Annotated in this window: 16 protein-coding genes, 2 tRNA genes and 4 pseudogenes; 11 read left to right on the top strand and 11 right to left on the bottom strand. The window is 34.1% G+C overall.

Annotation, left to right across the window (positions count from 1 at the left end; genetic code table 11):
* The first annotated feature begins 4 nt into the window (after positions 1 to 4).
* Positions 5 to 931, top strand: coding sequence for a magnesium transporter CorA family protein (locus GTO82_RS00195; protein ID WP_180873360.1), 927 nt, complete (start codon positions 5 to 7; stop codon positions 929 to 931).
* A 137-nt stretch (positions 932 to 1,068) separates the two neighbouring features.
* Positions 1,069 to 2,403, top strand: a pseudogene (locus GTO82_RS00190) (ClC family H(+)/Cl(-) exchange transporter).
* A 253-nt stretch (positions 2,404 to 2,656) separates the two neighbouring features.
* On the opposite strand, the gene GTO82_RS00185 reads toward GTO82_RS00190, so the two are convergent.
* Positions 2,657 to 4,576: a GTP-binding protein gene (locus GTO82_RS00185; RefSeq protein ID WP_180873359.1), complete on the bottom strand. Its 1,920-nt coding sequence runs from the start codon at positions 4,574 to 4,576 to the stop codon at positions 2,657 to 2,659.
* A 154-nt stretch (positions 4,577 to 4,730) separates the two neighbouring features.
* Between GTO82_RS00185 and GTO82_RS00180 the strand changes: the two genes are divergently transcribed.
* A complete protein-coding gene (locus tag GTO82_RS00180; protein ID WP_180873358.1) occupies positions 4,731 to 5,540 on the top strand; it encodes a helix-turn-helix domain-containing protein in 810 nt (269 codons plus the stop codon).
* Positions 5,541 to 5,554: 14 nt separating this feature from the next.
* Here GTO82_RS00180 and GTO82_RS00175 read toward each other — a convergent pair whose 3' ends face one another.
* Entirely contained in the window at positions 5,555 to 7,162 is a 1,608-nt protein-coding gene (locus GTO82_RS00175; protein ID WP_180873357.1) for an ABC transporter ATP-binding protein, read from the bottom strand.
* 189 nt (positions 7,163 to 7,351) lie between these two features.
* Between GTO82_RS00175 and GTO82_RS00170 the strand changes: the two genes are divergently transcribed.
* Together GTO82_RS00170 and GTO82_RS00165 are read left to right on the top strand one after the other, a co-directional pair.
* Entirely contained in the window at positions 7,352 to 7,537 is a 186-nt protein-coding gene (locus GTO82_RS00170; RefSeq protein ID WP_180873356.1) for a hypothetical protein, read from the top strand.
* 111 nt (positions 7,538 to 7,648) lie between these two features.
* The gene (locus GTO82_RS00165) at positions 7,649 to 8,488 is read left to right on the top strand and encodes a DegV family protein (RefSeq protein WP_180873355.1); all 840 of its coding nucleotides are present in this window, start codon (positions 7,649 to 7,651) and stop codon (positions 8,486 to 8,488) included.
* 35 nt (positions 8,489 to 8,523) lie between these two features.
* Here the strand turns inward: GTO82_RS00165 and GTO82_RS00160 are convergent, their stop codons facing one another.
* Positions 8,524 to 9,231 carry a YjjG family noncanonical pyrimidine nucleotidase gene (locus tag GTO82_RS00160; RefSeq protein ID WP_180873354.1) on the bottom strand — a complete coding sequence of 236 codons (708 nt, stop codon included), beginning with the start codon at positions 9,229 to 9,231 and terminating at the stop codon, positions 8,524 to 8,526.
* Between the two features lie 140 nt (positions 9,232 to 9,371).
* On the opposite strand from GTO82_RS00160, the gene GTO82_RS00155 reads away from it, so the two are divergent.
* Positions 9,372 to 10,061 (top strand): DUF975 family protein, encoded by a 690-nt coding sequence (locus GTO82_RS00155; protein ID WP_180873353.1) that lies wholly within the window; start codon positions 9,372 to 9,374, stop codon positions 10,059 to 10,061.
* A gap of 52 nt (positions 10,062 to 10,113) precedes the next feature.
* Here GTO82_RS00155 and GTO82_RS00150 read toward each other — a convergent pair whose 3' ends face one another.
* A complete protein-coding gene (locus tag GTO82_RS00150; RefSeq protein WP_180873352.1) occupies positions 10,114 to 10,761 on the bottom strand; it encodes an NAD(P)-dependent oxidoreductase in 648 nt (215 codons plus the stop codon).
* Positions 10,762 to 10,899: 138 nt separating this feature from the next.
* Between GTO82_RS00150 and GTO82_RS00145 the strand changes: the two genes are divergently transcribed.
* A complete protein-coding gene (locus tag GTO82_RS00145) occupies positions 10,900 to 11,757 on the top strand; it encodes a 1-acyl-sn-glycerol-3-phosphate acyltransferase (protein ID WP_180873351.1) in 858 nt (285 codons plus the stop codon).
* A 207-nt stretch (positions 11,758 to 11,964) separates the two neighbouring features.
* Here GTO82_RS00145 and GTO82_RS00140 read toward each other — a convergent pair whose 3' ends face one another.
* Positions 11,965 to 12,759, bottom strand: a complete 795-nt coding sequence (locus tag GTO82_RS00140) for a GNAT family N-acetyltransferase (protein WP_260983162.1) — start codon at positions 12,757 to 12,759, stop codon at positions 11,965 to 11,967.
* 96 nt (positions 12,760 to 12,855) lie between these two features.
* Positions 12,856 to 14,049: pseudogene (locus GTO82_RS00135) on the bottom strand (PTS sugar transporter subunit IIC).
* A gap of 500 nt (positions 14,050 to 14,549) precedes the next feature.
* Here GTO82_RS00135 and GTO82_RS00130 point away from each other — a divergent pair.
* The gene (locus GTO82_RS00130) at positions 14,550 to 16,520 is read left to right on the top strand and encodes a YSIRK-type signal peptide-containing protein (RefSeq protein ID WP_180873350.1); all 1,971 of its coding nucleotides are present in this window, start codon (positions 14,550 to 14,552) and stop codon (positions 16,518 to 16,520) included.
* Between the two features lie 251 nt (positions 16,521 to 16,771).
* On the opposite strand, the gene tnpC is transcribed toward GTO82_RS00130, so the two are convergent.
* Positions 16,772 to 18,118 carry an IS66 family transposase gene (tnpC, locus tag GTO82_RS00125; protein WP_222125472.1) on the bottom strand — a complete coding sequence of 449 codons (1,347 nt, stop codon included), beginning with the start codon at positions 18,116 to 18,118 and terminating at the stop codon, positions 16,772 to 16,774.
* Entirely contained in the window at positions 18,066 to 18,251 is a 186-nt protein-coding gene (locus tag GTO82_RS00120; protein WP_180874051.1) for an IS66 family transposase, read from the bottom strand. Before GTO82_RS00120 ends, tnpC begins: the two co-directional genes overlap by 53 nt.
* Positions 18,252 to 18,388: 137 nt before the next feature.
* Between GTO82_RS00120 and GTO82_RS00115 the strand changes: the two are divergent.
* A pseudogene (locus GTO82_RS00115) lies at positions 18,389 to 19,665 on the top strand (ISL3 family transposase).
* Positions 19,666 to 19,685: 20 nt separating this feature from the next.
* On the opposite strand, the gene GTO82_RS00110 reads toward GTO82_RS00115, so the two are convergent.
* Positions 19,686 to 19,805 (bottom strand): hypothetical protein, encoded by a 120-nt coding sequence (locus GTO82_RS00110; protein ID WP_180873349.1) that lies wholly within the window; start codon positions 19,803 to 19,805, stop codon positions 19,686 to 19,688.
* Between the two features lie 248 nt (positions 19,806 to 20,053).
* Positions 20,054 to 20,126 (bottom strand) — tRNA-Thr (locus tag GTO82_RS00105).
* A gap of 335 nt (positions 20,127 to 20,461) precedes the next feature.
* Between GTO82_RS00105 and GTO82_RS00100 the strand changes: the two genes are divergently transcribed.
* Complete coding sequence (locus GTO82_RS00100) at positions 20,462 to 21,814, top strand: APC family permease (RefSeq protein WP_180873348.1); 1,353 nt, start codon at positions 20,462 to 20,464, stop codon at positions 21,812 to 21,814.
* Between the two features lie 53 nt (positions 21,815 to 21,867).
* On the opposite strand, the gene GTO82_RS00095 is transcribed toward GTO82_RS00100, so the two are convergent.
* Positions 21,868 to 21,940, bottom strand: a tRNA-Thr gene (locus GTO82_RS00095).
* A gap of 207 nt (positions 21,941 to 22,147) precedes the next feature.
* On the opposite strand from GTO82_RS00095, the pseudogene GTO82_RS00090 reads away from it, so the two are divergent.
* Positions 22,148 to 24,165 (top strand): annotated as a pseudogene (locus tag GTO82_RS00090) (hypothetical protein).
* Positions 24,166 to 24,206: the final 41 nt, after the last annotated feature.

The raw sequence follows: 24,206 nt of genomic DNA, 5'->3' as shown, positions 1-24,206 counted from the left end.
TTTTATGCTTACTATGTACAATAATCAGGGTCAGTTAATATCACATGACCTTTTATCAGCTAAACTTATAATTTTAGTTCAACCTACTGCTGCTGAATTAAACCATCTAGAAAAAACAATAAATTGTGATACGCATATTTTCACTAAGCAAACTTCTGTAACTGAAGTATCTCACTTTAACGCTCTTCCCGACTGTAAATTAAAGGGTGCACATATTTTTGTATCCTTTAATTTTGACCCTAAACAAAGTGAAATTGAAGACTCCCTTTACCCAACAATTGCCATATTTAATTCTCAACATTTAATACTAATTTTACAAAAATCACCGACACCTATTTTTCAGGATAAAACTTCAATTACTAAACTTTCAGTTGAAGTACTTTTAATTAAACAATTGCTATATCAAAATTATCAATTTAACAAGGAATTAGACAACATAAAACAAGCTATTGATGAGCTAGATCATGCAGCACGTACTAGCACAAAAACTCAATCCTTAAAACAAGCAACTGATTTAATGAAAACGCTGGTTTACTTTAATCACACAATGAACGACCAAACTACATCCATCAATTCCCTCACAAAGTTTTTTAAGGAACAGCATCTTGCTGACTCAATCCTAATCATTGATCTAATTCTTTCACAACAGCGAATAACTAAGCAAATCAAAGTTTATCGAGATCTTTTAGAATCAATTAATGGATTATTTTCAGCAATGATGGATAATCACTTAAATAACCTAATGAAGTATCTTGACTCAGTTGCACTTATTATCTCAATCCCTGCATTAATTAGTAGTATTTGGGGAATGAACGTAGGTGGATTGCCAGGCAAAGAAAATAAGTTCGGATTTTTATGGGTATTATTATTTGGACTTGCTTTAGCTATTATTTCATCATTCTTTTTACGGAGGAAAAATTATCTAAAATAATTCTATATTCTAAATAGATTGTTTACTTCTCTATTTTTATTGCTTGTACTCCTCTAATAATTAAATTCATTTTCTTTGTAAGGCGCATTATTTTCATCATACAATGAACCTAACAATCTATGAAAGAAGTCACAATTATGAAGCCTGCTAAAGATTTTCTTAGACGCCCCTTCACTACCCGAGTGCCCGAGCTTTTAGTTCAAAGCATCATTATCGGATTAATTATAGGGATGATAGTCAGCATTTTCCGTTTTGTTATCGATAAAAGCATCCATTTTTTATACTTTCTCTATCCCTATCTCGCAGCCCATCCCCAATGGATAAGTCTATATACCATCTTTACATTTTTTATCTGTATCCTTGTGAGCAAAATTATTAAACCATATTTACTAGACTTATCTGGTTCAGGTATTCCTCAAGTCGAAGCAACCTTAATGGGAGAACACGAAGTTGACTGGTTCCCCGTCTTATGGCGAAAATTCGTAGGCGGCCTCTTAGTAAGCTCAATGGGTCTTTTTCTTGGACGAGAAGGACCTTGTATCTAAATGGGAGCTTTAGTAGGTCAAGGTTTTGCAGAAAATATTTTTGAGTGTAGTGAAGAAGATAGAAGCTTGCTTCAATGCGCTGGAATTGCGGCTGGCCTTAGTGCAGCAGTCTCAGCCCCACTTGCAGGTGTATTTTTTCTTGTTGAAGTCATTACCCATTCTTTTAAACCTAAAGAATGTATCAGTGCCTTAGGAGCCGCTGCTTCAGCAGACTTAGTTACCATTATATTTTTTGGAACTCGGCCCTGTCTTTATCTTCCAATTGCTAAAAAATTACCCGTTCACTCCTACTGGTCCTTAATCACTGTGGGAATTGTAGCGGGTCTAATGGCATATGGATATCAACGGTCTCTTTTAAATACTAAATGGCTTTTCAGCAAGCTAAAAATTATTCCGATGCAATACCACAGTATTGTTCCACTTTTATTAGTTATTCCGATTGGGCTTGCCTTTCCGCATGTTTTGGGTGGATCACATTACTTGATCGATTCACTCTTTCACAATCCATTAATTATCCAAGAAGAAAAACTAGGGCAGCTTTCATGGATTTTAATCCCAGTTGTCTTCTTTCTACTAAGACTAATTTTTTCTATGATTTCTTATTGTAGTTCTATTCCTAGTGGTACTTTTATGCCGATTTTAGTTTTAGGAGCTTTAATGGGGACGATTTTTGCGACTGTCTTTATCCACTTAGGCCTCATTCCGACTGACAACTATACTAATATCATTGTTGTCTCTATGGCAGCCTACCTCGGGGCAATTTTGCGAGCCCCATTTACCGCAATTATTTTGTTGACAGAAATGATCGGAACCGTAGAACAAGTTTTGCCAATGATTATGAGTGTCTTTATTGCCTATCTAATTCTAGCTCTCTTAGGTGGAGAACCAATCTACACGGTCCTACGCAAGCAAATGGGATTCAAATAGTTACTTTACTTACATTTTTATTAGCACAAAAAAGGAAGTTCATTAATCAGAACTTCCTTTTCTTATAAAATATATTTATGAATTGCAATAGCTAGAGTATCGTCGACTTAATAAAAAATATAAATATTAACAATCCTAATCGTGACTTCTACTAGAGCTATTTCACACTTTTAATATAGCACCTTTTCATAAATAATGAAAGCGTTTTATAATAAAAATCATTTAGCTTAATCTACCAAAATCGTGCAGCAATTTATCCTAAATATGGATACTGTGCATGACTTGGTACCTCATTCCACACAACTGTATGACCTGCGCCATGTGAGCAGAAGACGGAGTTAGGAGTATTGTTAATGTCAGATAGTGGATCATAAGCCATTTCTTCAATAATAGCAGCACTATCTTTACATTCTCGATAACCCAAGAATAAACATTCTAGTTGTCCACTACCATGCGTGTAGTTTCTAACTTCAGTGGCATAATCTTGCATCTGTGCTACCGGTGCTTGACCGGTAATCGTAGTGACGTTCCCACTACTTTCTCCAAGTTCAAATTTTCCACCCATTCTCTCAATATCATTAATTGCGCGACCAACTTGATCCTGATTAATTCTTAAAGTGAATTGATACCAAGGTTCAAGTAAATAAACTTGTTTTTTAGCTTTTAGCTCCATTAATCCTTGCCGGACTGCACGATAAGTTGCCTCACGAAAATCTCCGCCAACTGTATGAACATTGCTTCCGCGGCCTCCAACTAGGGTAATTTCAAGATCTGTGATAGGTGACCCAGTTAAGACGCCTAAGTGTTCCTTATTAGATAAACTTTCCATTACTTGATCTTGCCATTTTTTAGGCAAAACTTCTAAACTACACTTATTTTTGAAAACCAAGCTACTTCCGTTTTTACCAGGAGTGAGTAACAAGTGAACTTCTGCATAGTGCCTTAAAGGTTCAAAGTGACCTACCCCTTCCACTGAAGCTTTAATACTTTCTTGGTAAAGAATCTTGCCCTGAGTAAATTCAACTTCTAAATTAAAGCGATCGAGTAATAGTTGCTGGAGAATCTCTAATTGAATCTTCCCCAAAACATCAATACTTATCTCTTCTGTCTGCTTGTTCCACTTAACATGGAGTTGAGGATTCTCATCTTCAAGCTGTTTTAATGCTTGCAAGCAAGTATTTGTATTAGCTGAATCAACTTTTACTGCATAAGTTAGAACCGGCTGAACGGTAAAATTAGTCTGATCATTTTCAAAGCCCAACCCTTGTCCGGGATAAGTACTTTTCAAGCCGCTAACAGCAATAATCTCACTAGCTTCTGCCTGTGGAATAACTTGATACTTAGTGCCGTTATAGCGACGAATTTCATTTATCTTTTCATCAGGAAATATCTCGGTCTTGGCTTTTAAACTACCACCTGTAATCTTTACCCAAGTTAAGCGTTCGCCTTTTTCATCATAAGAAACCTTAAAAATTCTAGCTCCAAAGTCATTGGGATACTTTTTTCCATCAGTCCACTTATCTAAGCCCGCTAGAAATTCATCTATTCCAATTAATTTTAAAGCTGCGCCAAAATATACTGGAAAAATTTTTCTTTGATTAACTAATTTTTTGACTGCACTATCTTCTATTTTTCCAAGTTCTAGATATTGATCTAAGGTTGTTTCATCTGCAGTAGCAACTTTTTCATAAAAATCTGCATCTTGATTGTCAAACTCAATAAAATTGTCATCCAGCTCATTAAGTTGCTTAAGAATATTTTCCTTATCAGCTTTCAAGGTATCCATTTTATTGACAAAGACAAAAACTGGAATTTCATGCTTTTTTAGTAAGCTCCAAAGAGTTCGTGTATATCCAGTTACTCCTTCACTAGCTGATACAACTAAGATGGCATAATCTAAAACACTTAACGTCTCTTCCATTTCTTGAGCGAAATCAATATGGCCCGGCGTATCTAAAATTTGTAATTCACTATTACCGGTTTGAATGCGCGCAATATGGGAAAAAATCGTAATCCCGCGCTTCTTTTCTAAATCATCACTGTCTAAATAGGCAGTTCCTTTATCAACTGCACCTAATTTCCTCAATGTGCCACTTTTGTAGAGCATCCCTTCTGACAAGGTAGTTTTTCCAGCATCTACATGGGCTAAAATTCCTGTTGTTAGTTTTTTCATTTTTCTAGTTTTCTAAATGTAATCGTAGTAAATTTGTGGTAATTTCTCTTTATTATAGCTTATTAATGCAATTGAAATTATTATCATCCTATAACATGATAGAATAAAGACTAAATAAGATTATTATTAAAAAATTAAATTTGAGGTATACAGAATGACAATTGGTGAAGCACTGCTAAATCTTAGAAAACAACTAGGATTAACTCAAACAGAAATGGCTGCAAATGTAGTCTCAACCTCTTTTTATTCAAAAGTTGAAAGAAATATTCATAATATTGGGACTAACGATCTCCTTCAAATTCTTAATAAACATCAAATAAATGCTACCTATTTTTTTGAAAATCTAAATGATAAAGAAAATATCTCAGAAGATATTATGGATAGAATTTCTGTAGCTTTTGAGCAAAAAAGCAAAGATAAATTATTAAAAATAAAACAGGAGATAGATTTACTTCCTAATAATCGCCAAACTGAATATTATAAATTGCAATTGCAGCTTACTTTAGAGGTCTATCTTCCTAAAGCTAAAGAAATTCCAATTGAATTAAAAAATAAACTGAAACAATACATTCTCGTCAACAACAATTGGAATATTCATTCCCTTCAAATTTTTAGAGAAACAATGCGTATCTACGATATAGATGAGCTGAACTTTTTAGTAGGTACTATCTTAGCGAAATATTCTAATCCAAATATTCTACAAAGTTCTTTGCAAGAATGTATTGGCGCAATCTGTATTAATTACCTAGATAATTGCTACGAGAAAAACTCCACAAAGTTAATCCAAGAGGTATTAGCATATATCTCAACCATTAATAGCAAAGGGCCCGTCCTATTTATAAAGTTACTTGGAAAATATTACGCGTCTGTTTTTCAAAAGGATCCTGCTACTTGTCAGGAAATAACCAACGTTTTAAAGCTTACAGGATATAGTGACTTTGTAAGTATGTTACCGAAAATATAGTATATTCATCTCTTTTATATCTTAATGATCCTATCAAATTTCTGTTTGTTTTCATCATGTAGCTGATGGCTAACAAAAATAACTGTAATATCTGGTTGACTCAGAAAGATATTTTCAACATTCAAAGCACTTTTCTTATCTAAACTGCTTGTACTCTCATCTAATAAAAATAGCTTTCTATTTCTTAGTAAGCCACGGGCTAAAGCTAATCTTTGCTTCTGTCCTCCAGACATTTTTGTGCCATTTTCGCCAACTTTTGTATTTAATCCTGCTGATAACTCTTTAACATAATCAAACAAATCAGCTTTTCTTAAGGCATCGAATATCTCTTGATCGCTAAAATGCTCACCTAACTCTAAGTTATAACGAATCGTCCCGTTAAATAAATATGGAATCTGATCCACATAAATCAATGTTTCTCTAATGGCATCATAACTGAGAGTTTTTTCATCTTGATTATTAATTTTAACTGACCCCTGATAATTTTTTATTTGACCTGAAATTATTTTTAAAAGTGTACTTTTACCACTACCAGAATCGCCATCAAGAGCAATCTTTTGATTTTTACTTATATGTAAATTTAATGGTTGCTTAAAAACTGGTTTATCTCCAAAAGAAATTTGTAGATTCTTAATATCTAAACATTGAAAATCATTATTTTCAAGTGTTCTACCAATTTGTTTAGGCTTACTTTTATCATCAAGATGATATTTTTCAAAAATTGGCGTCAACGCAGTCATTTCTGCCCACATTGGTGCAATCGCAGCTAATGAATTAAAAACATTGTAGGACAAATTTCCTGAAGATCCGATTACACCAATGGAAATACTTTTTTGCAGAGCTAGAAAACCAGTCCAAGCTTCAATACCAGTTTGTCCTAAAATATTTGAAAAACCAGCAATATTATTAGCTACTGCTTGATATTTCGCTTGTCGTACTTTCTTACCAATTAAGGCCATCGTGGCACCAGTAATTCTATTTTCAAGTTGTCTCTCAACGCCAAAAATAGAATATGTTGCAAAGCCCCTCAAGCCATCATTAATAGTACTAAGTAAATTTTCATTAGCTTGAGTAGTTGATAAACTCGCACTAGCTAATCTATCATGAACAATTTGTGGTAAAAAAACTGTTAAAAATGAGACTAGTAAAATTAAAGGTATAAATGTCCAAGAGAATTGTAGTAAGGCAATAATTGAAAATAATGGGTCGGTAATAATTTGAATGGATTGTAAAATATTATAAAAACCATTATTTTCGATTGTATTTATATCATTAGTTAGCCAGGAAGCATAGACTCCTGTATCTTTTTCCTGGTATTTCATAATTGGCTTATTAGCAATTTGGCGAACAATATCTTTTCTTAAATCCAAGCATAAAAATTCAATTGTTTTAGCTGTTTGAATTTGAAGTAAAATTAGAAAAATAGATAGGATTGCAAACACTCCAATATCAATCATTACCCAGTTAAAAAAGTTATACATCTGTAATTTGATCAAAGAATTTAGAATATTTACATTGATTAGTGCATGAGTAGCACGCAAAGCAGAAGTAATAATTGTTAGGATAATTACAACCCCAACCTTTACTGGTTCTTTTTTTAAATATCTCAATAAGCATTTCATTTTCTTCACCTCTATCATCATTTTTAGATAAAGAGGTTAAAATGTTCTTAGTTTATCGTATTTGAACACAACTTTCGTTAACGAAAATTATCCTAAATATTCTTAATAAAAACTTATCTACATTTTTTCCTTAATTCGTACTATGATTAATATTAAAATATAATTGATTTTTATAAGAAGGTTCGAAATATGTTTTCACTTTTATTAGCCTTATTAATTATTTGGCTGTTCTGGAAACTAGGAATTGGCATGCTAAAAATTGTTGGTTTCTTAATCATCGTTGGCTTGCTATTTGCCTTCGTTTCTTATCTAGTACTACCGCTTTTAGCATTAATCGCAATTGGCGGTCTCCTTGGACTAGTTTTTTCACGTTAATCAAGACAGCCTTAGCGCTGTCTTTTTTGCTAGCTTTTTCTTTGACTTTACTATCTATCTTCTCTAGACTGAAAGAAAACAGATTAATATATTTAATTCGAGGTAATCTATATGCCAATAAAAATTATCACAGATTCAACTGCGAATATCACAGCTAATCAAATTAACGGAATTGATCACGTTACCGTTCCTTTATCACTTCACGTTGATGGCAAACTTTGGATGGATACGCCTGATATTGATTTAGACAAGTTTCTTCATACGCTAAAGCATACGAAAAATAAATCTACATCTGCTTGCCCTAACGTAAATGACTGGCTAAAAGCCTTTGAGGGCAGCGATGAAATTTTTGTTATTACTTTAACTAGCGCACTTTCTGGTAGTTATAATTCAGCTACTCAAGCCGCAAAAATATATCACGAAAAGAATCCAAAAGCTAAGATCTTGGTTTTTGATTCTCGCTCAGCTGGTCCTCAATTAAGATTACTAGCTGAAAAAATCGCTAGCCTAGCAAATGCTGATAAGTCTTTTGAAGAAATTGTTAAGGCTACTGAAGAGTATCAACACCATCTTGACTTAATGTTTGCCTTGCAAGACTTAACTAACTTAGGAAATAATGGCCGTATCCCACCAGCAGTCGCAAAAATCGCTGGTTTGTTAAAGCTTTTCGTTATCGGAACTGCCAACAATAAAGGTGAATTTGAACTTTTGGGTAAGGCACGAGGCGCTAAGAAAGCTAGAAGAAAGCTCTTAGACGAAATGGTCAAGTCAGGCTATAACGGTGGCCGCGTTCAAATCGATCATGTTCAAAATGAAGGTTCTGCCCTAAGCATGAAAGAAATTATCTTAGATAACTTCCCAGATGCTAAAGTAACTATCGGCGAATGCGGTGCCCTCTGCAGTTTCTATGCCGAAGATGGCGGTTTAATGGTTGGTTTTGAAAAGGAATAGTATATAACACAAAAGGAGTGCTCCAGGCACTCCTTTTAATATGCTTTTTGAAAATCATTTTGCATTATTTTTACAAATTCAGGATATGTTTCCACTTCAAACAAGGGATGAAGTCCAATAGTATCTTTTCTGTGACGATGGTTATACCAAATACTATCAAAGCCGTATTTTTCAGCGCCTAGAATATCTGACTGTAAACCATCCCCAAAGAACAATGTTTCATTAGGCCCAATCTCAGTTCTACTAAAGAAATAATCAAAAGCATGTGGATTTGGCTTAGAATAATGAGCTTCTTCAGACGTTACAATCAAATCAAAATAATCCTTAATTCCTGCTAACTCTAAGCGGTGGCGCTGCATAAACTTTTCACCGTTACTTAATACAGTTAACTTGTATCCCTGCTTCTTGACAAACTTAAGCGTGTCTTCCACACCAGGTAATAACTGGTGTGCTTCGCCAAAGTAGGAACGGTATTCATTCATCCATTCGTTTCCATCTATATCTAGATCAAAATGCTCCTTAATGAAATCATGAAACGTCATCTCACTTAACTCATCATACGTAATCTCACCTAGTTCAAGCCTGCGCCAAAGTCCTTGATTATAAGTATGATATTGTTTCTGCAAATCAGAAGAAAGAGGCAACTTGTGCGATTTAAATAATGCATGCAAAGATGAATCTTCCGTAGCCGCAAAGTCGATCAAAGTATCATCAACGTCAAAAATTAATTGTTTATATTTCAAGTAGCACCCCTTCTTCTATTTAAGTTAGTAATTTTGATTATAGCAGAAGATAGCAGAATTTAGTTTTTCAAATTACTTAAAGATTAGTGGTAAGATTATAATTGAATAAAAGTTAATATATTGTTAGAGGAAGTAATACTATGACACGTGCACAAATGAAACAAGCTGCTAAGGATCAACTACGCGGCAACTGGGGCTGGGCTATTTGCCTAACTATCTTTGCTTGGTTAGTTAACGCCGTTATTATGGATCTCAACCGCTGGATCTGGACTGGAAAAGATTTTACTTATACTGTTCTACGTTTTAATAAAGACAACTTACTTCAAGGATATAAGCCAGCCTATAACCTTTCAGAATTTATTGTCGGCTTGATTACAGGGTTGATCTTATGGGGAGTTGCCTACACAATCCTAGATTTCGTTGAAACAGGCAAGATGGAGACTTGGTATTCTGGTATTTTTAGCGCTTATAGCAATGGTCGCTTTAAAAATAGTTTATCCACTCTATTTATGACTAATTTATTTGTTAGCTTATGGACCATTTTATTCATTATTCCTGGCTTCATTAAAGGTTACTCCTACGCAATGACGCCATATATTTTGAAAGATAAGTTTTCAGCTGGCCAAACTGATATTGGAGCAACTGAAGCTATTACCGAAAGTCGTAAGTTAATGGATGGACACAAGATGGACTTGTTTGTCCTAGACTTAAGTTTCATCGGTTGGGGCTTACTTGGTTTAATTACTTGCGGTATTGGATTTATTTGGATTACTCCTTACTACCGTCAAACCAAAGCCAACTTTTATCGTTCATTAGTTGCTAATAATTAAATATTACATAAAAATAACCGCTATAGCGCCTGAGCATTGTAGCGGTTATTTTTTATTCATCAACTAAAGTAATTCTTTCCTTATGGTGTTCTGGGTGAACAATTTCATTTACAACTAAGCGTGCCATCGTGCCTGAAGTTACTTTAGATTCATTATTATCGTTGGAGAGCAGCGTATCATTACCTAACATGTAACCAGCTGCTTCTGGACCTGCTTCAAAGGTTAAGGCTGGTGAAATTCCAAGCCAATCTACATTTTCAACTTGCTTTAAGTAATTCAATTCATTCAACTGTTCTTTTGACGTATTAATCCAGTTTTCAGAACCAGTTAATTTCTTAATATCTTCAACAACTAGGTGGTTATCAATTCCAGTTCTAAGACTACCAGCTCCTAAAATAAAGATCACTCTAATATCTTTATTCTTAGCTAAATCGCATAATTTAGTAGCAAGTTTTACCTGGTCTCTTGCCTTTTCTGGAATAGTTCCAAAAGCATCAACAATCACATTAAATTCTTGAAGTAAACTGTCATCCATTGTTAGTACGTCGCCAATTAAAAGCTTAGCATCCTTACCTAAGACTCTCTTAGCTTTATCTTCGTCTCTAACAATGCCAGTTACTTCTAAATCTTTATTTTGACTAGCTAATTTATAAATTGCACTTCCTGCCATACCTGAAGCACCAATAATACCTACTTTCATTATAATTTCTCCTCTCTGTGTTTTATCTGTTACCTTAGCTTAGCATGAAAAACAATGAGTGGGATAATATTTGGTTTTAAAAAGCAAAATAAATAAAATAGAACTTATAACTATCACATAAAATCTTGGAGAGTATAGATGATTATTGGAAAAAATCGGCGACAAGTTATTTTAAATATCAAAAAAAGCGTCAAAGAGAAAAATTTTAATGCAAAAGTTGAGCCAAATGATCCAATTTTAGGTAAAAAAGAACGCTTGAACTTAGTCAAAAACTTTTGGGCTAATCATGATAAATTATTTTCTAGAATAATTAATTTAATTGCCCGGGGAATTCTCAATGTTGGAACTCCCATATTAACTTTCAATACCAAAATTGATAACTCTACTTCGCTCAAGAATCTTTCTTCAGCTATTGTTACTTGTAACCATTACAATCAGTTCGATTGCTTACCACTCAAACGTCTAGCAATGAAATACCATAAGAGACTGTACTTTGTTATTGAAGATACTAACCTCAAACTTCCTAGCTGGATTGGATTCCTAATGAGAAACATCGACAGCATTCCCGTTACTGCTAGCATAGAGTATTTAGGACGGGATTTTCCAAGACACTTAGAGCGAATTCTGATTAGAAATAATTGGATTGTAATTTATCCAGAGCAAGAATTATGGCAAAATTATCGCAAACCTCGACCCTTGCAAAAAGGTGCCTATTATTATGCAGCTAAAATGAATGTTCCTATTATTTCTTGTTTTGTTGAAATTAAAGACACAAAAAAGCGAGAGATATTGCATCCTGAATTTAATAAAACTCACTGGATTCTTCATGTCTTACCAACTATCTATCCTAATCCTAAGCTCTCAACCAGCGAAAATGCACAAAAAATGCAAGAAATTGACTACCAACAAAAGAAACAAGCTTATGAAAAAGCCTATCATAAAAAATTAAACTACAAATTTACAGACTGGGATATTGCTGGCTATAACAAAAAATAGTTTTTCCGTTCTAGAACAACAGAAAAACTATTTTTAATTAAAAGTAATCATAAAATGAGACTTCGCCTTTAACAAAGTCATTATCAACTGGGTGATTTTCTTTAACAAAACCTAATTGAACTGCCTGCTTTAAAGTTAAATGACCTAAAAGCACTTTTGTCCAGTTAGTTAGAGAAGCAGTATAGTCTGGTGATATTTCTACTTTTCTTACCTTAGTTTCTTATTGTTAACTAAAGGCAACCCTTCTAATACCTGTTTAACATCAATTATTCTAGTCATCATATAAGGGATTGTCTTTACAGTAATTCCTTCTTGTTCAGGGAAAAATTCTCCTAACAAACTATCTTCAGGCATTTTTACATAGTACTTCAAGTCGCTTGAGCTGTGGCTTGCAATAATACTAAGTAGATCTTTAGCTGCTTGCGGAGCTTGGTAGTACATTTCTTCTGCTCGGAAATTGCGCTCAACAATTCGGTAAAACATATATCCCTGTGGTTGTTTATTTTTATCAAAGTAAACACAAATTGACCTACCAGGATAGTAAGTATCTAACCTATTCCACCACCAATTTTCGCGATTAACCGTATTTCTTTGATCATTTTGATCTAATTTATCCTGATATAACTTAATAACAGCATCTCTTAAGATTAAATCCTGCCATTTGCCACGAATCACTTTTCCCTCTTTGATAGGTTTAAAGAAACGTAAATAGGCAGGCTCAATTTGATACATTTTTTCATAAATAGCATTTTCATAGCCATAACGACGATAAAAAGTCTCTGAAAATGGGACCAGATTAGAAATTGCATAATTTTGATCGTGTAATTCTAAAATAATTTCTTTCATCAAGCGATTAATATCACCCTGACCACGATTTTCGGGATAAGAAGCAACATAGCCAACTCCACCCATTTTAACTGTTTTAGCAAAAATTCTACTCTTAAATTCATTTACCATAATATAGCTAGCAAGATGGTTATCCTTATATTCACCAAAATCCATACTATGGTTAAAAAATTGGAATCCTTACGTATATCATTATTTTTAAAAAAAGCATACTCAACTAATGGTGCTACTTGATCTAAAGTTTCTTTATCTTTATTTAACTTCATCTGCTTTTACCTTTTCTAACATTTGTCTTTCGCATGCCTTAAAGAATGGATAGCACATACATGTTGCAATAATACATTCAATAGCTGACCAAACGCCTGCACGCCAATCCCAGCCACATGCCATCATTGGACCAATAATTGGTGGCATCGTCCATGGAACCATCACAACCGGTGCGGTAATCCAATGGATCGCAATTAAAATATAGCTCAAAGTAGCTAATACTAACGGAACAAGGATAAATGGAATCATAATCATCGGATTCATCACAATTGGAAATCCGAAAATAACAGGTTCATTAATTTCAAAAAGTGCACTCGGAAATGCTACTCTACCTAAATCACGATAAGCCTTACTTTTAGAAAATAGCATTAGAACAACTAACGTTAAAGTTGCACCAGTACCACCAACATTAACTAATAAACTAGAAAATCCAGAAGCTGTTATGTACGGTAGTGGCTGATGATGCGCATAAGCTGTGGCATTTGCTGTTAAGAATTGTAAAAATATCGGATCTGAAATTCCTTCTAGAGTCATATCTCCATGAATACCACATACCCAGAGCAAACTGACCATAAATGTGTATACTAAAATTCCTGGCAATGAATTTAGAGCAAATACTAATGGATGGAAAATCGTTTGAATAACCTGATTAATATCTATCAAAACTACTCTAACAAGCCAAAACAGACCTAATACAGTCATACCAGGTAATAACGCTACAAAGGAATTTGATACTGCCGTTGGTACTCCTTCTGGAAGCTTGATAATAATCTTCTTCTTAACAAAAAAGGCAAAAATTAATGTTGCTACAAATGCTGTCAAAATAGAAGTAAAGATCCCATTTGACCCTAAATTATCATAATTCAATACATGTTTATCATTAAAAGAGCAAATGATAAATGTCATGACTGATAATCCTACACTTTAAATTGCGTCTACATCAACTTTTCTAGCAAGTTGATATGAAATTCCGATTACTGCTCGCAACGATATGATTCTAAATGATCCACTAACAGCTTGATTCAACATCCAACTATATGGCTTGATAAAATTCGTCCATGCCGGTATAGGCAGATTACCAATAATTAAGAAAATTGATCCACCAATTACTGCAGGTAGTGTCACAACTAGACCATCTCGAATAGCAACCAAGTATTTATTATTCCCTACTTTTGCCATTGGTGGCATTAGTTTAGTTTGAAGCCAATGCATAAACTTATTCATAATATCTCCTCCCAAATTTCTTATTCCACATCAAATATAGCGCTTTCAGTTATATGTGTATAGACCAATTTTAATGGTATAGAGTTCAATATCTATGAAAGATGGCAATCATGAATAAAATAAATTTATTGGTATTAAAACTTTTTACTTATTATATAAAGTGAAAAATGCAACAAAAAAAGTCCTAACTATTAAGTTAGGACTTTTAACATGTGCTGACTAAAAGCATAGAAGTTTCAACTGCAACTTCTCAATATTACAATATATCAAGCGTCTCTAATTATTTTGTTGTGGCAAATTGTGTGTTAAATTAATTTCCCGGATTTAAATGTTTTAAAAAGATATACCTAATACCTCGCACCTTATATAATATGATTTGTAGATATTTTTGTAATGTCTCATTACAAGTGAACGAAAAATGTAAAATTCTTTAAATTAAAAAGGAATGTCTAAATATGAAACATAAGAATGATAATTTATTTAATGCCAAATTATATAGCAAGCAGAAATTCGGTTTTAGAAAACTATCTATTGGTTTATCTACAGTTGCTTTAGGAACCAGTTTTTTGTTTGTTACTAATAACTCAGTGCAAGCAGCTGCTTCTAATAATCAACTCGAAAAAAATCAACAAAGTAGTAGCAATATTCAACCGACAAATAGTACTCTAACTATAGTCAAATCTAGTGATATTAACACAGGTGTTGCTGCACAAAAAGCTAATGAAGAATCTTCAGTTACCAACGTTGCCACAGATGGAAACACTGTAGAAAGTAGAACTGTGACTTTAAATACGAACAGTGGTTCTACCCCCCCATTTTCTAGAAGTTCTTTACTAGAAAGTAAGGCTGTATCAACGTCTACTGATCAGTATACAGTTGACATATCCACAACTGGTACCAATGAATTAGTCACCGATGGAAATTCTGGTCAAGTTAATGTTAACATTTCAGGAAGTGGCGACTCGCTTCCTGTTTTTAACGATAATGATAGTTTTTCAATTTCCATCAGTAACCATAATTTAAAAGTTAAAACTGACAGTCTTCCTGTTTTGAATGATAATTGGACTACTACATCCTCAAACAATGATGATGCTACCATATTTACATTTACTTATCACGGAAATGAGCAAAATTATCAAATACATTCATCCAATATTTCAATTAGCGTAAATGGTAATTTACCAAATAGTTCTACTAGTAATTCTGTTGAAGTTACGAATACTGTTACTGTTAAATTGCCTCAAACCCCATCTGTTCAAAAAGAATTTGTTTCTACTATTAAGAAATACGAGGATAATGTAAATGAGCAAGAAATATTGCACGGATTTATTTCTGGTCCTAAGGTTACTTGGAATCCTAACGATAACATTCCTAACAACGCTGCTATCCCCAATTCAACAGGGAAAGTTTCAGATGGACGTTATATTGAAACTTATGGCGACAATGTATCAGTAACCTATACCGGACCTGAGAATGTTAATGCAAATGAATTAGAGGGGCCTGAAAATCAAGCTCGTTTAATGCAATATATGTTTGACTGGAACTTTGGAAAAGGCGTGGGACCAACCCTTGATCCACTTGACAATGTTAAAGCATTTATTAAATTCACCGATAATCAAAGAATTGTACCTTCGTCCATTAAAGTATTTCATATCACTGACCCTCAGTTACTTACACAAGCAGGTAACAGAACTAAGATAAGTTCAGAAATTTATCAAAAAATCGTTGGGCAATATGACGGCAGCAATGGTACTTTTGCAAACGAAGACACCGACTTTGAAAACTTTTTACGAAATTTAGTTTCTCAAAATCCTGATAACAAAACTTTCAATAATAATGGTATTGAGATTAACCAAAATGGACCATTCTTAGTTGATGGTCAAGATTACTCAAGAAAAGGTGCTTATTTCTTCCAAATTGATACACAATTACTACCACAAGAAATGAAAGAGACTTCACCTTTTGACGGGGGGAGTGGTCCGGCAGTTTCTTATTCCAAAATTATTTTGCCTAATATGACTGCAGCAGGAATTGGTAATAATACTCAAACTCAAACTCAAACCTATACTGGCTTTAATACAGGTAGTATCTCTGGAAGTACTATACCTACTCCATCTAATCCTCCTACTCCATCCAACCCTCCTACTCCATCTAACCCTCCTACTCCATCTAACCCTCCTACTCCATCTAACCCTCCTACTCCATCTAACCCTCCTACTCCATCCAATCCTCCTACTCCATCCAATCCTCCAAAGCCAACAACTTACCCTAAACCAAAAACTCCTGTTTCAGTTAATCAAAAGAAAGAAATTTTGCCACAAACTGGAGAGAAACATTCCAACTCAATTCTTGGTATCATCAGCGTAGCTTTAGCTTCAGTACTTACCCTATTTAATCTGAGTGATAATAGAAAGCATACAAAATAAGTTCTACTATAGGTTTTTATTTTTTGTAATAACTGAAAGTTAAAAAGACAGAAATCATATTTTTTGGCAAATTCTGTTGCTAAAAAATAAATGGAAAGAATCAAACTGCCTCATAATGGTTGCTTAATTCTTTTTCTTTATAATATTTTTCTTCTAAAAGTCGTAAGCATCGTAAGGTAAGCGTCAAAAACTGAAGTATGTAAAACATAAAGCGGCCTAGCTTTGATACAGAGTGTATCTGCTAGGCCGCTTTATGTTTTACATACTTTCTGAACTTCTTTTGTCCATGGTAAATAAGCCGACAGTGCTTCTTTATCTGTCAGAGTATCTTCATTTGGTAATTTATCTAGTAAGTATTCAATATATTTTTCTGAATCAAGGCTATTTCTTTTGGCTGTCTCAATTAAACTCAAAATTATAGCTGATGATTGTGCACCTTCAAAGCTTTGTGAGAATAACCAGTTCTTTCGTCCAATCACTAATGTTTTGATTGCTCGTTCTGCGTGATTATTAGATAAAACCAGTTTGCTATCAAGCAAGACATTCTTGAAGGTCTCTTCATGATTCAGTGCATAAGCAATCGCTTTACCAAGCTTGGATCCTGGTAAAACCATCGGTTGATTATTTCGACACCAGTCGAAGAATTCTTCAAATAAAGGCTTTAGTTCTTTTTGTCGTCTTTGATATCGTTCTTCATTAGATAGCTTCTCCCATGACCTCTCTAAGGTAAACATCCTATTACAATAGTGAACCCCTTGTTTAGACAGAGACTTTCCCTTATTAGTAGGTGGCATTGCTTCTTTAAACTTTCTTCTAACATGTGCCCAGCAGCCAACTAGCGTTGTACTAGATAATGGCTTATAAGCTTGCCACATATCACAGTGAAGATACCCGGAAAAATTGCCTAAAAAGTCTATCGCAACTTTACCGCTGCGGTGTGGGTCATGATGATAAAGAATTATTGGTTTCTTTTCTTGTTTGCCCGATAAGAAAGTCCAATAGTAAGTTTTAATAGTTTCACTTTCAAGTACTCGATAACTGGTTTCATCTGCATGAAGAATCTCCTGTTGCAGAAGTCTTTCCTTCAATAAGTCATAAAGCGGTTTGAAGTAATATTCACTGCACTTCATTTGCCAGTTAACTAGATCTTGTCTTTGAATAGGCAAGCCTAGCTTTTGCCAGTCGTTCTTTTGACGGTAAGCTGGTATTTTTAACTCATACTTTTGGTAAATACTATGAGCAATAATTGAACTTGAACCATAACTATGGGCTAAAGGAGCCTTAGGAATAGGTGCTTTAATAATTTTGTCTCTTTCATTATTTAAGCTGCAATGTTTACACTTGTAAGCATGCTGTATATGATCGAGCCGCTTAATTTGTGCAGGAATAAAGACTAATTCTTTTCTTACAATCCAGGAGCCAATTTCTTTTAATTCATGTTGGCAATCTGAACAGATTTGTTCTGCTTCAGATAGTTTATGATGTACTTCTTCTGAAGGAAAAGCTGATAGAATAGCTTCTCTTTTAGCTTTATGTTTACTTCTCTTATAGATAATAGTTTCTTCTGGCTCTTCTCCTGGGAAGATCATCATCTTCACTAATTTGATCTTCTTCAAACAAACTGGTTTGACCAGATAGTGGCATCTGTTCAGAAGATTTACCGTATCTCTTTTGCGTTAAGTACGCTACTTGTTCTCTGAGAAGGGCTATTTCTTCATTTAAGTTATTAATAGGGCTCTATACTTTTTCCTGTTGATGGATATCTATGATATTCTATCGACAGGATTTTTATTGCACAAAGAAAGAGGCCATAAGCCTCACTGCATTAAATCTTCTGATTCCACTCTAAAGAATAAAGGTGATTGCTTATGTCCTCTAACAATGATTGTATTAAATTTCATCTCAATATTGAAGATCCTAATATTATTTTTCTGATTATTTTAAAAAATATATTAACGGCAAATATCATAATCTCTATGTAGCTGAACTTATTCAGTCCCATTGTCCTTATTGTCGTTCTACTAATCTTAAGCATAACGGTCATTACGTTTCTAACGTTCGTTTCATTACTGCTGATGCTAGTAAGCCCGTTACTATCAGATTAAGAAAACAACGTGTTCTCTGCAATGACTGTTTAAAAAGATCTATGGCTCAATCTAATCTGGTTAATAAAGGCTCCTATATCTCTAACACTTCTAAGCGAAAAATACTTTCTGCTCTTACTGAAGATCGTTCAATGACCAGCATTGCTAGAGAACATAATGTATCTGTCAACACGGTTCAAAGAGTATTAGAAGCCTGCTCTTCTAAGTTCTATGATGACTTTGATCATCTCCCTGAACACTTAGCCTTTGATGAATTCAAAGGTGTAGGCAAAAAGCTTCACTTTATTTGTCTAGATGGTGATACTCACAAAGTTGTTCAAATTCTTAGAACTCGTTTCAAACCTGATATTCTACGCTATTTTTACAAGTTCACTCCTAAAGCTCGTGCAATGGTTAAAACAGTAACTATGGATCTTAATTGTTATTATCCTTTAGTTGCTAGAGAATTATTTCCAAATGCTCAGATAGTTATTGACCGTTTTCATATGGTTCAAATGCTTACTAGATCGTTTAATATTTTCAGAGTTCAAATCATGAAGCAATTTAAAAAGCAAAGCCATGAATATAAGCTTTTAAAGTCTCCTTGGAAGCTTTATCTCATGAAATATGACAAACTTAATAAGACTACTCCCTACTACGATTGGCACTTTAAAGACTCTCTCACTCAGGAACATGTTGTCTTAGATGGTTTAGATTGTGACCAAACCTTAGAAAATACTTATTGGGTTATGCAGGACTTTATGACTGCTATTCAGGATAACGATGAAAAGAAAGTTATCCATCTACTTCATTCAAAACAAAGTGTTGGTAAACAAATGCATCAAACACTACTGACCTTTAAGCATAATTATACCGGTGTCCTAAACGGTATATCTTCTAACTACTCTAATGGTTGTCTTGAAGGTGTCAATCGGAAGATTAAGCAAATTGAACGTACTGCTTATGGCTATAGAAATTTCAAACATTTATTAATTAGAATTAGACTTGAAGAAAATATTGTAAAAGAAAAAGAGCCAAACAACTATTTTCTAGTTGCTTAGCTCTCTTTACAAACTATTCATCAACAGGATTTGACAAACAGCCCATTTATTTTTGGCGTAATAGAGAAGCCCTGCATTAACCAATCAACTTGTTCAGAAGTTAGTGCTTTTACCTCATCTTGATTCTTGGGCCAGTTCATCTTACCATTTTCAAATCTTTTTATTTCATCTTAATGTTAACTACTAAAAAAAAGTAAGTATATCATGCCTGAACACTTGCTTTAATCATTATTCCACTCTAAAAACTGTGTGCAAAAATTGCACTTTAATAATTTAACTGCGTGCACTTAGTGTGCATCATTTTCTTCACACAAAAAAATTAACCTTAACTTATCTTCGTAAAAACGTTGATAAATCAAGGTTAATCAATAAAAGTGAGTCTTTATAATGCTGACTAAAGGATTCGAACCTTCGACCTCATCATTACTAGTGACGTGCTCTGCCAACTGAGCTAAGTCAGCGTTTCTCACAACGTTAACTAGTATAGCAGATGATTTTGGAAAAAGCAAAACTTTTTTACAATAAAATTAATTGCTTAATTAAAGATGTATTTATTATTTGCTTTTTAATAATATCATGATATTCTAATATAAAATCATTTAGGAGTTAAAATCATGAAATATTTACACCGCACTAATTTAAATACTTCTTCCTCCTCATCTTCCACCTCCAGTGGAACATGAGTGATTTTGTGTAGCCAAATATTTCAAAAAAAGCCTGGATTCACTTAATCACTTTTGTAGCAGAGTGATTTTTGTGAATCTGGGCTTTTTTTCTTTTAGAAAGGATTATCAAGATGAAACAACAAAACCATCTTAAGCGTTCGTTAGGCTTCTTTTCAGCTATTTCAATTGTTATTGGGACAATCATCGGATCAGGTATCTTTTTCAAACAAGCTTCAGTTCTCCAAAGTGCTCATAATTCAACCCTAGCTATTAGTGCTTGGATCTTTGGTGGTGTTATTACACTAGCAGCTGGTTTAACAATTGCTGAAATTGGAGCTCAAATGCCATATACTGGCGGATTATATGTTTATATCGAGAAGTTATATGGGCGGATTCTTGGTTTTCTAGACGGATGGATGCAAGTTATCGTCTATGGCCCAGCAATTATTGCAGCCGTAGGTGGTTTTACCGGAATTCTTATCGCTAATTTCTTTAATCTAGATGATTCCTGGCGCATTCCTCTATCAATCGGCTGTATGCTTTTTATCAGTATGATTAATTTTTTAGACAATAAGATAGGTGCCGCATTTTCTGTTATTACTACAATTGGAAAAATGATTCCGATTGCTGCAATTATTATTTTTGGTATCTTTTGGGGTCAAAATAACGCCCTAGGTAAGACTATTTCTGACGCTAAACAAAGTAGTGGCGGATTTGGAGTTGCTGTGTTAGCTACCTTGTTTGCTTACGACGGCTGGATTTTAATTGCGAACTTAGGTGGTGAAATGAAAAATCCTCAAAAAGTTCTTCCGCAAGCGATTATCTTAGGAATTACGATTGTTTTAACGATCTACACTCTAATTACAGTCGGTATCTTACGCTTTATTCCAGCCGACCTTATTGAGCGCCTAGGAGAGGATACAACTACGTATTTAGCTACAAAAGCTTTTGGTAATATTGGTGGAAAGCTATTAACATTAGGAATAATTATTTCGATGCTTGGTACTCTCAATGGTAAAATTATTACTTTTCCAAGAATTGTTTATGCTATGGCTAAAAGAAATGATTTGCCATTTTCATCTTATTTAACCTATTTAACTCCAAAAGGAAAATCTCCTATCGTTGCTACTATTTTTATCACCGTATTAGCAACTTTAATGCTAGTATTGTTCGATCCTGATCGCTTATCAGACTTATGTGTCTTTACGATATATTGCTTTTATATTTTGGCCTTTTTCGGCATTTTTAAATTAAGACGAGAAAATTCTAATCGTCCTTTTAGTACTCCGCTCTATCCTTTAGTACCAATCGTTGCAATTTTAGGTGGATTATTTATCGTTGTCAGTGAACTATTTAATGATCCTGCTGGTGTAGTTCTATTTTTAGGAATAGTAGCTGTTGGCCTACCTATTTTTTACTATCTTAAGCGTAAGGAAAAAACAAGTAGAAATAAGGCGATAGAAATAAATGAAAATCATGATTAGCATAAAAATAAAAAAAGACGCTAGATAAACTAGCGCCTTTTTTGTTCTTATAATGCTGACTAAAGGATTCGAACCTTCGACCTCATCATTACTAGTGACGTGCTCTGCCAACTGAGCTAAGTCAGCCTATTTATATGATAATTATGTATTTAATCATATATTTTATTAATACACAAGAGTTTTTTTGATTTTTTAGTTAAGTTAGTAATATTTTATTTTGTTATTATGGAAAACGCTTTCAAATAATGTTACTATGTCAGTGTAGCTTAATATAATAAGTTACATTGACAAACATTACTAATATTAATTGAGTATGAATATTGAGGATATAACATGAGCTACACTTATACATTACGTTACGTTTTTGATCCACGTACCAACACACCTGAAAAAGATGAAAAACTCTTAAATTTTGTACAAAAAGCAAAAATTGATGACGTAGCTTTCATTATTAACGGTGAAAAATTAAACCATAGCCACTTAACAAAAGAAGAGACTCAAGTTTGGTTGGATGCCATTATCCCCTACAAAAGCAACTAGCTAAACTTGGTGTTACGACTAGTTTAAATCCATGGACAACTATTATGCACTCAGACCGTGGATTTAGTGTTAATCCTAAGATTGGCTTTAATACTTTTGTAGATATTAATGGTAACAAGGCTAAAGATATGGCATGTCCTGCAGATCCGACTTGGCGTAAATATTTAGCTCAGAGATATGCACAATATGCCTCAATTCATCCTCGTCGTTTATGGATGGAGGATGACTTTAGACACTATAACCATACTCCTCTAAAATTGATGTGTTTCTGCGACTATCATATGAAACTATACCAAGAAAAACTAGGTAAGGATGAAAGTCGAGCAGAATTTGTCAAAAATATGTTAAAGCCTGGCGAACCTACCATTGAACGAAAAATTTATCTTGATCAAGCTCGCAAGGAAATGATTGAAAACGAGCATTTGATTGAAGAAGCAGTCCATAAGGTAAGTCCAGATACTGATATGGGACAAATGACTTCATTTCCGGACTGGCACGCTATTGAAGGCAGAGACTGGGCTAAACTATTTGATGCTCAAGCTGGTCCTGAACACCCACGTGTAGCCCGGCCTCACCTACCAGCTTATAACGAAGTAGCTCCTTTGATTTATGGGCGCAAATTCGAAGAATATAGCCGTACTACTGCTGCGTTTTTAGGCCCACATGCTGAATTATATCCAGAACTAGAAAATTCAATGTGGACGCCGCAAGTAAAATCTAATACCTTTATTGCTTTTCAAATTATTACGACTGCCCTTCTTGGTGCAAAGGGCATTATGCTTAATATCTTTGATATGATGGGCAACGGAATTAATGAAGATTGGGGCTATGGCAAAATGCTTGCAGATATTAAACCATTTGCTTCTGCCTTATCTAACCACCGTCTCAATATGAAAGAATTAAGAGGTATTAAAGTTCTAGTAGATCAGGATTCTGCTTATACTGCTCATACTACTTGGGGCAAAGAGCCAGAAGAATTGCTTCCCCATGAAAAAAACTGGGCTAGTCTTTTAGCCAGTTTTAGCTTTGCAACAACTATTTTGCCTATTCAAGATAATTTTGAAATCGAAGATCAAACAATTGCAATCGCTGGCCAATTGCTGCGCAATCTTACAGATAGTCAAATCACTAAACTAATCACACAAAATACAGTTCTACTTGATGGTGAAAGTATTCAAGTTTTGCTTGATCGAGATTTAGGTAACTTACTCCATATTCAATCGGCTAAATGGCATGCAGCTAAAAGTGGATATCAATCATTTGAACAAGCATATGGTGTTACTGTTCAAGGCGTTAAAAATCCACGTATTACCATGCTTCAACACACTGGTAATTATTTACAGCTTGATTATCAGCCAAATAGCAATGTCAAAATTTGGAGTTCGGCTTATAATTCTATCGATCAAAAACTTGGAAATTTCATGGCAGTTATTGATGACCATATAATTGTCCTTCCCATGGATCAAGATCCAAAACACGGTTGGGAATCACAATTTTCTTCATATAAACAAGGGTTGATGCAACAAATTATGGCTAGCGTTAAACCTACTGACTACTTAATCAATATGCCTCACGTTAAATTAAATATTCAAGAAAATGGCAAAGTAGTCTGACTAGCTAATTTCAACTTAGATAGTTATACAGAGATTAAATGGCACATCAGTGAGCCTTTACCATCTACTACGGCTACCTTAATTAGAAAGCATGGTAGTAGCATTGAAAAGGAAGTAGTTAAAATTGATGTAAGAGATAATCTTGCTACAATTAAGTCTTCCCTTTCACCTCTTGAAACTATTCAACTGATATTTTAGTAATCAAGAAGAGCATTAGCTCTTCTTTTTTTATAGATAAA

This window comes from Lactobacillus johnsonii (assembly GCF_013487865.1).
Lineage (GTDB): Bacteria > Bacillota > Bacilli > Lactobacillales > Lactobacillaceae > Lactobacillus > Lactobacillus johnsonii_A.
This window is presented reverse-complemented; position numbering and strand designations above follow the sequence as displayed.

Coding starts and splice junctions, on each gene's coding strand:
- GTO82_RS00145 (WP_180873351.1), top strand. CDS start 10,900: ATGATTATTGGAAAAAATCGGCGACAAGTTATTTTAAATATCAAAAAA.
- GTO82_RS00155 (WP_180873353.1), top strand. CDS start 9,372: ATGACACGTGCACAAATGAAACAAGCTGCTAAGGATCAACTACGCGGC.
- GTO82_RS00150 (WP_180873352.1), bottom strand. CDS start 10,761: ATGAAAGTAGGTATTATTGGTGCTTCAGGTATGGCAGGAAGTGCAATT.
- GTO82_RS00130 (WP_180873350.1), top strand. CDS start 14,550: ATGAAACATAAGAATGATAATTTATTTAATGCCAAATTATATAGCAAG.
- GTO82_RS00195 (WP_180873360.1), top strand. CDS start 5: ATGCTTACTATGTACAATAATCAGGGTCAGTTAATATCACATGACCTT.
- GTO82_RS00180 (WP_180873358.1), top strand. CDS start 4,731: ATGACAATTGGTGAAGCACTGCTAAATCTTAGAAAACAACTAGGATTA.
- GTO82_RS00140 (WP_260983162.1), bottom strand. CDS start 12,759: ATGGATTTTGGTGAATATAAGGATAACCATCTTGCTAGCTATATTATG.
- GTO82_RS00170 (WP_180873356.1), top strand. CDS start 7,352: ATGTTTTCACTTTTATTAGCCTTATTAATTATTTGGCTGTTCTGGAAA.
- GTO82_RS00175 (WP_180873357.1), bottom strand. CDS start 7,162: ATGAAATGCTTATTGAGATATTTAAAAAAAGAACCAGTAAAGGTTGGG.
- GTO82_RS00185 (WP_180873359.1), bottom strand. CDS start 4,576: ATGAAAAAACTAACAACAGGAATTTTAGCCCATGTAGATGCTGGAAAA.
- GTO82_RS00110 (WP_180873349.1), bottom strand. CDS start 19,805: ATGAACTGGCCCAAGAATCAAGATGAGGTAAAAGCACTAACTTCTGAA.
- GTO82_RS00165 (WP_180873355.1), top strand. CDS start 7,649: ATGCCAATAAAAATTATCACAGATTCAACTGCGAATATCACAGCTAAT.
- GTO82_RS00100 (WP_180873348.1), top strand. CDS start 20,462: ATGAAACAACAAAACCATCTTAAGCGTTCGTTAGGCTTCTTTTCAGCT.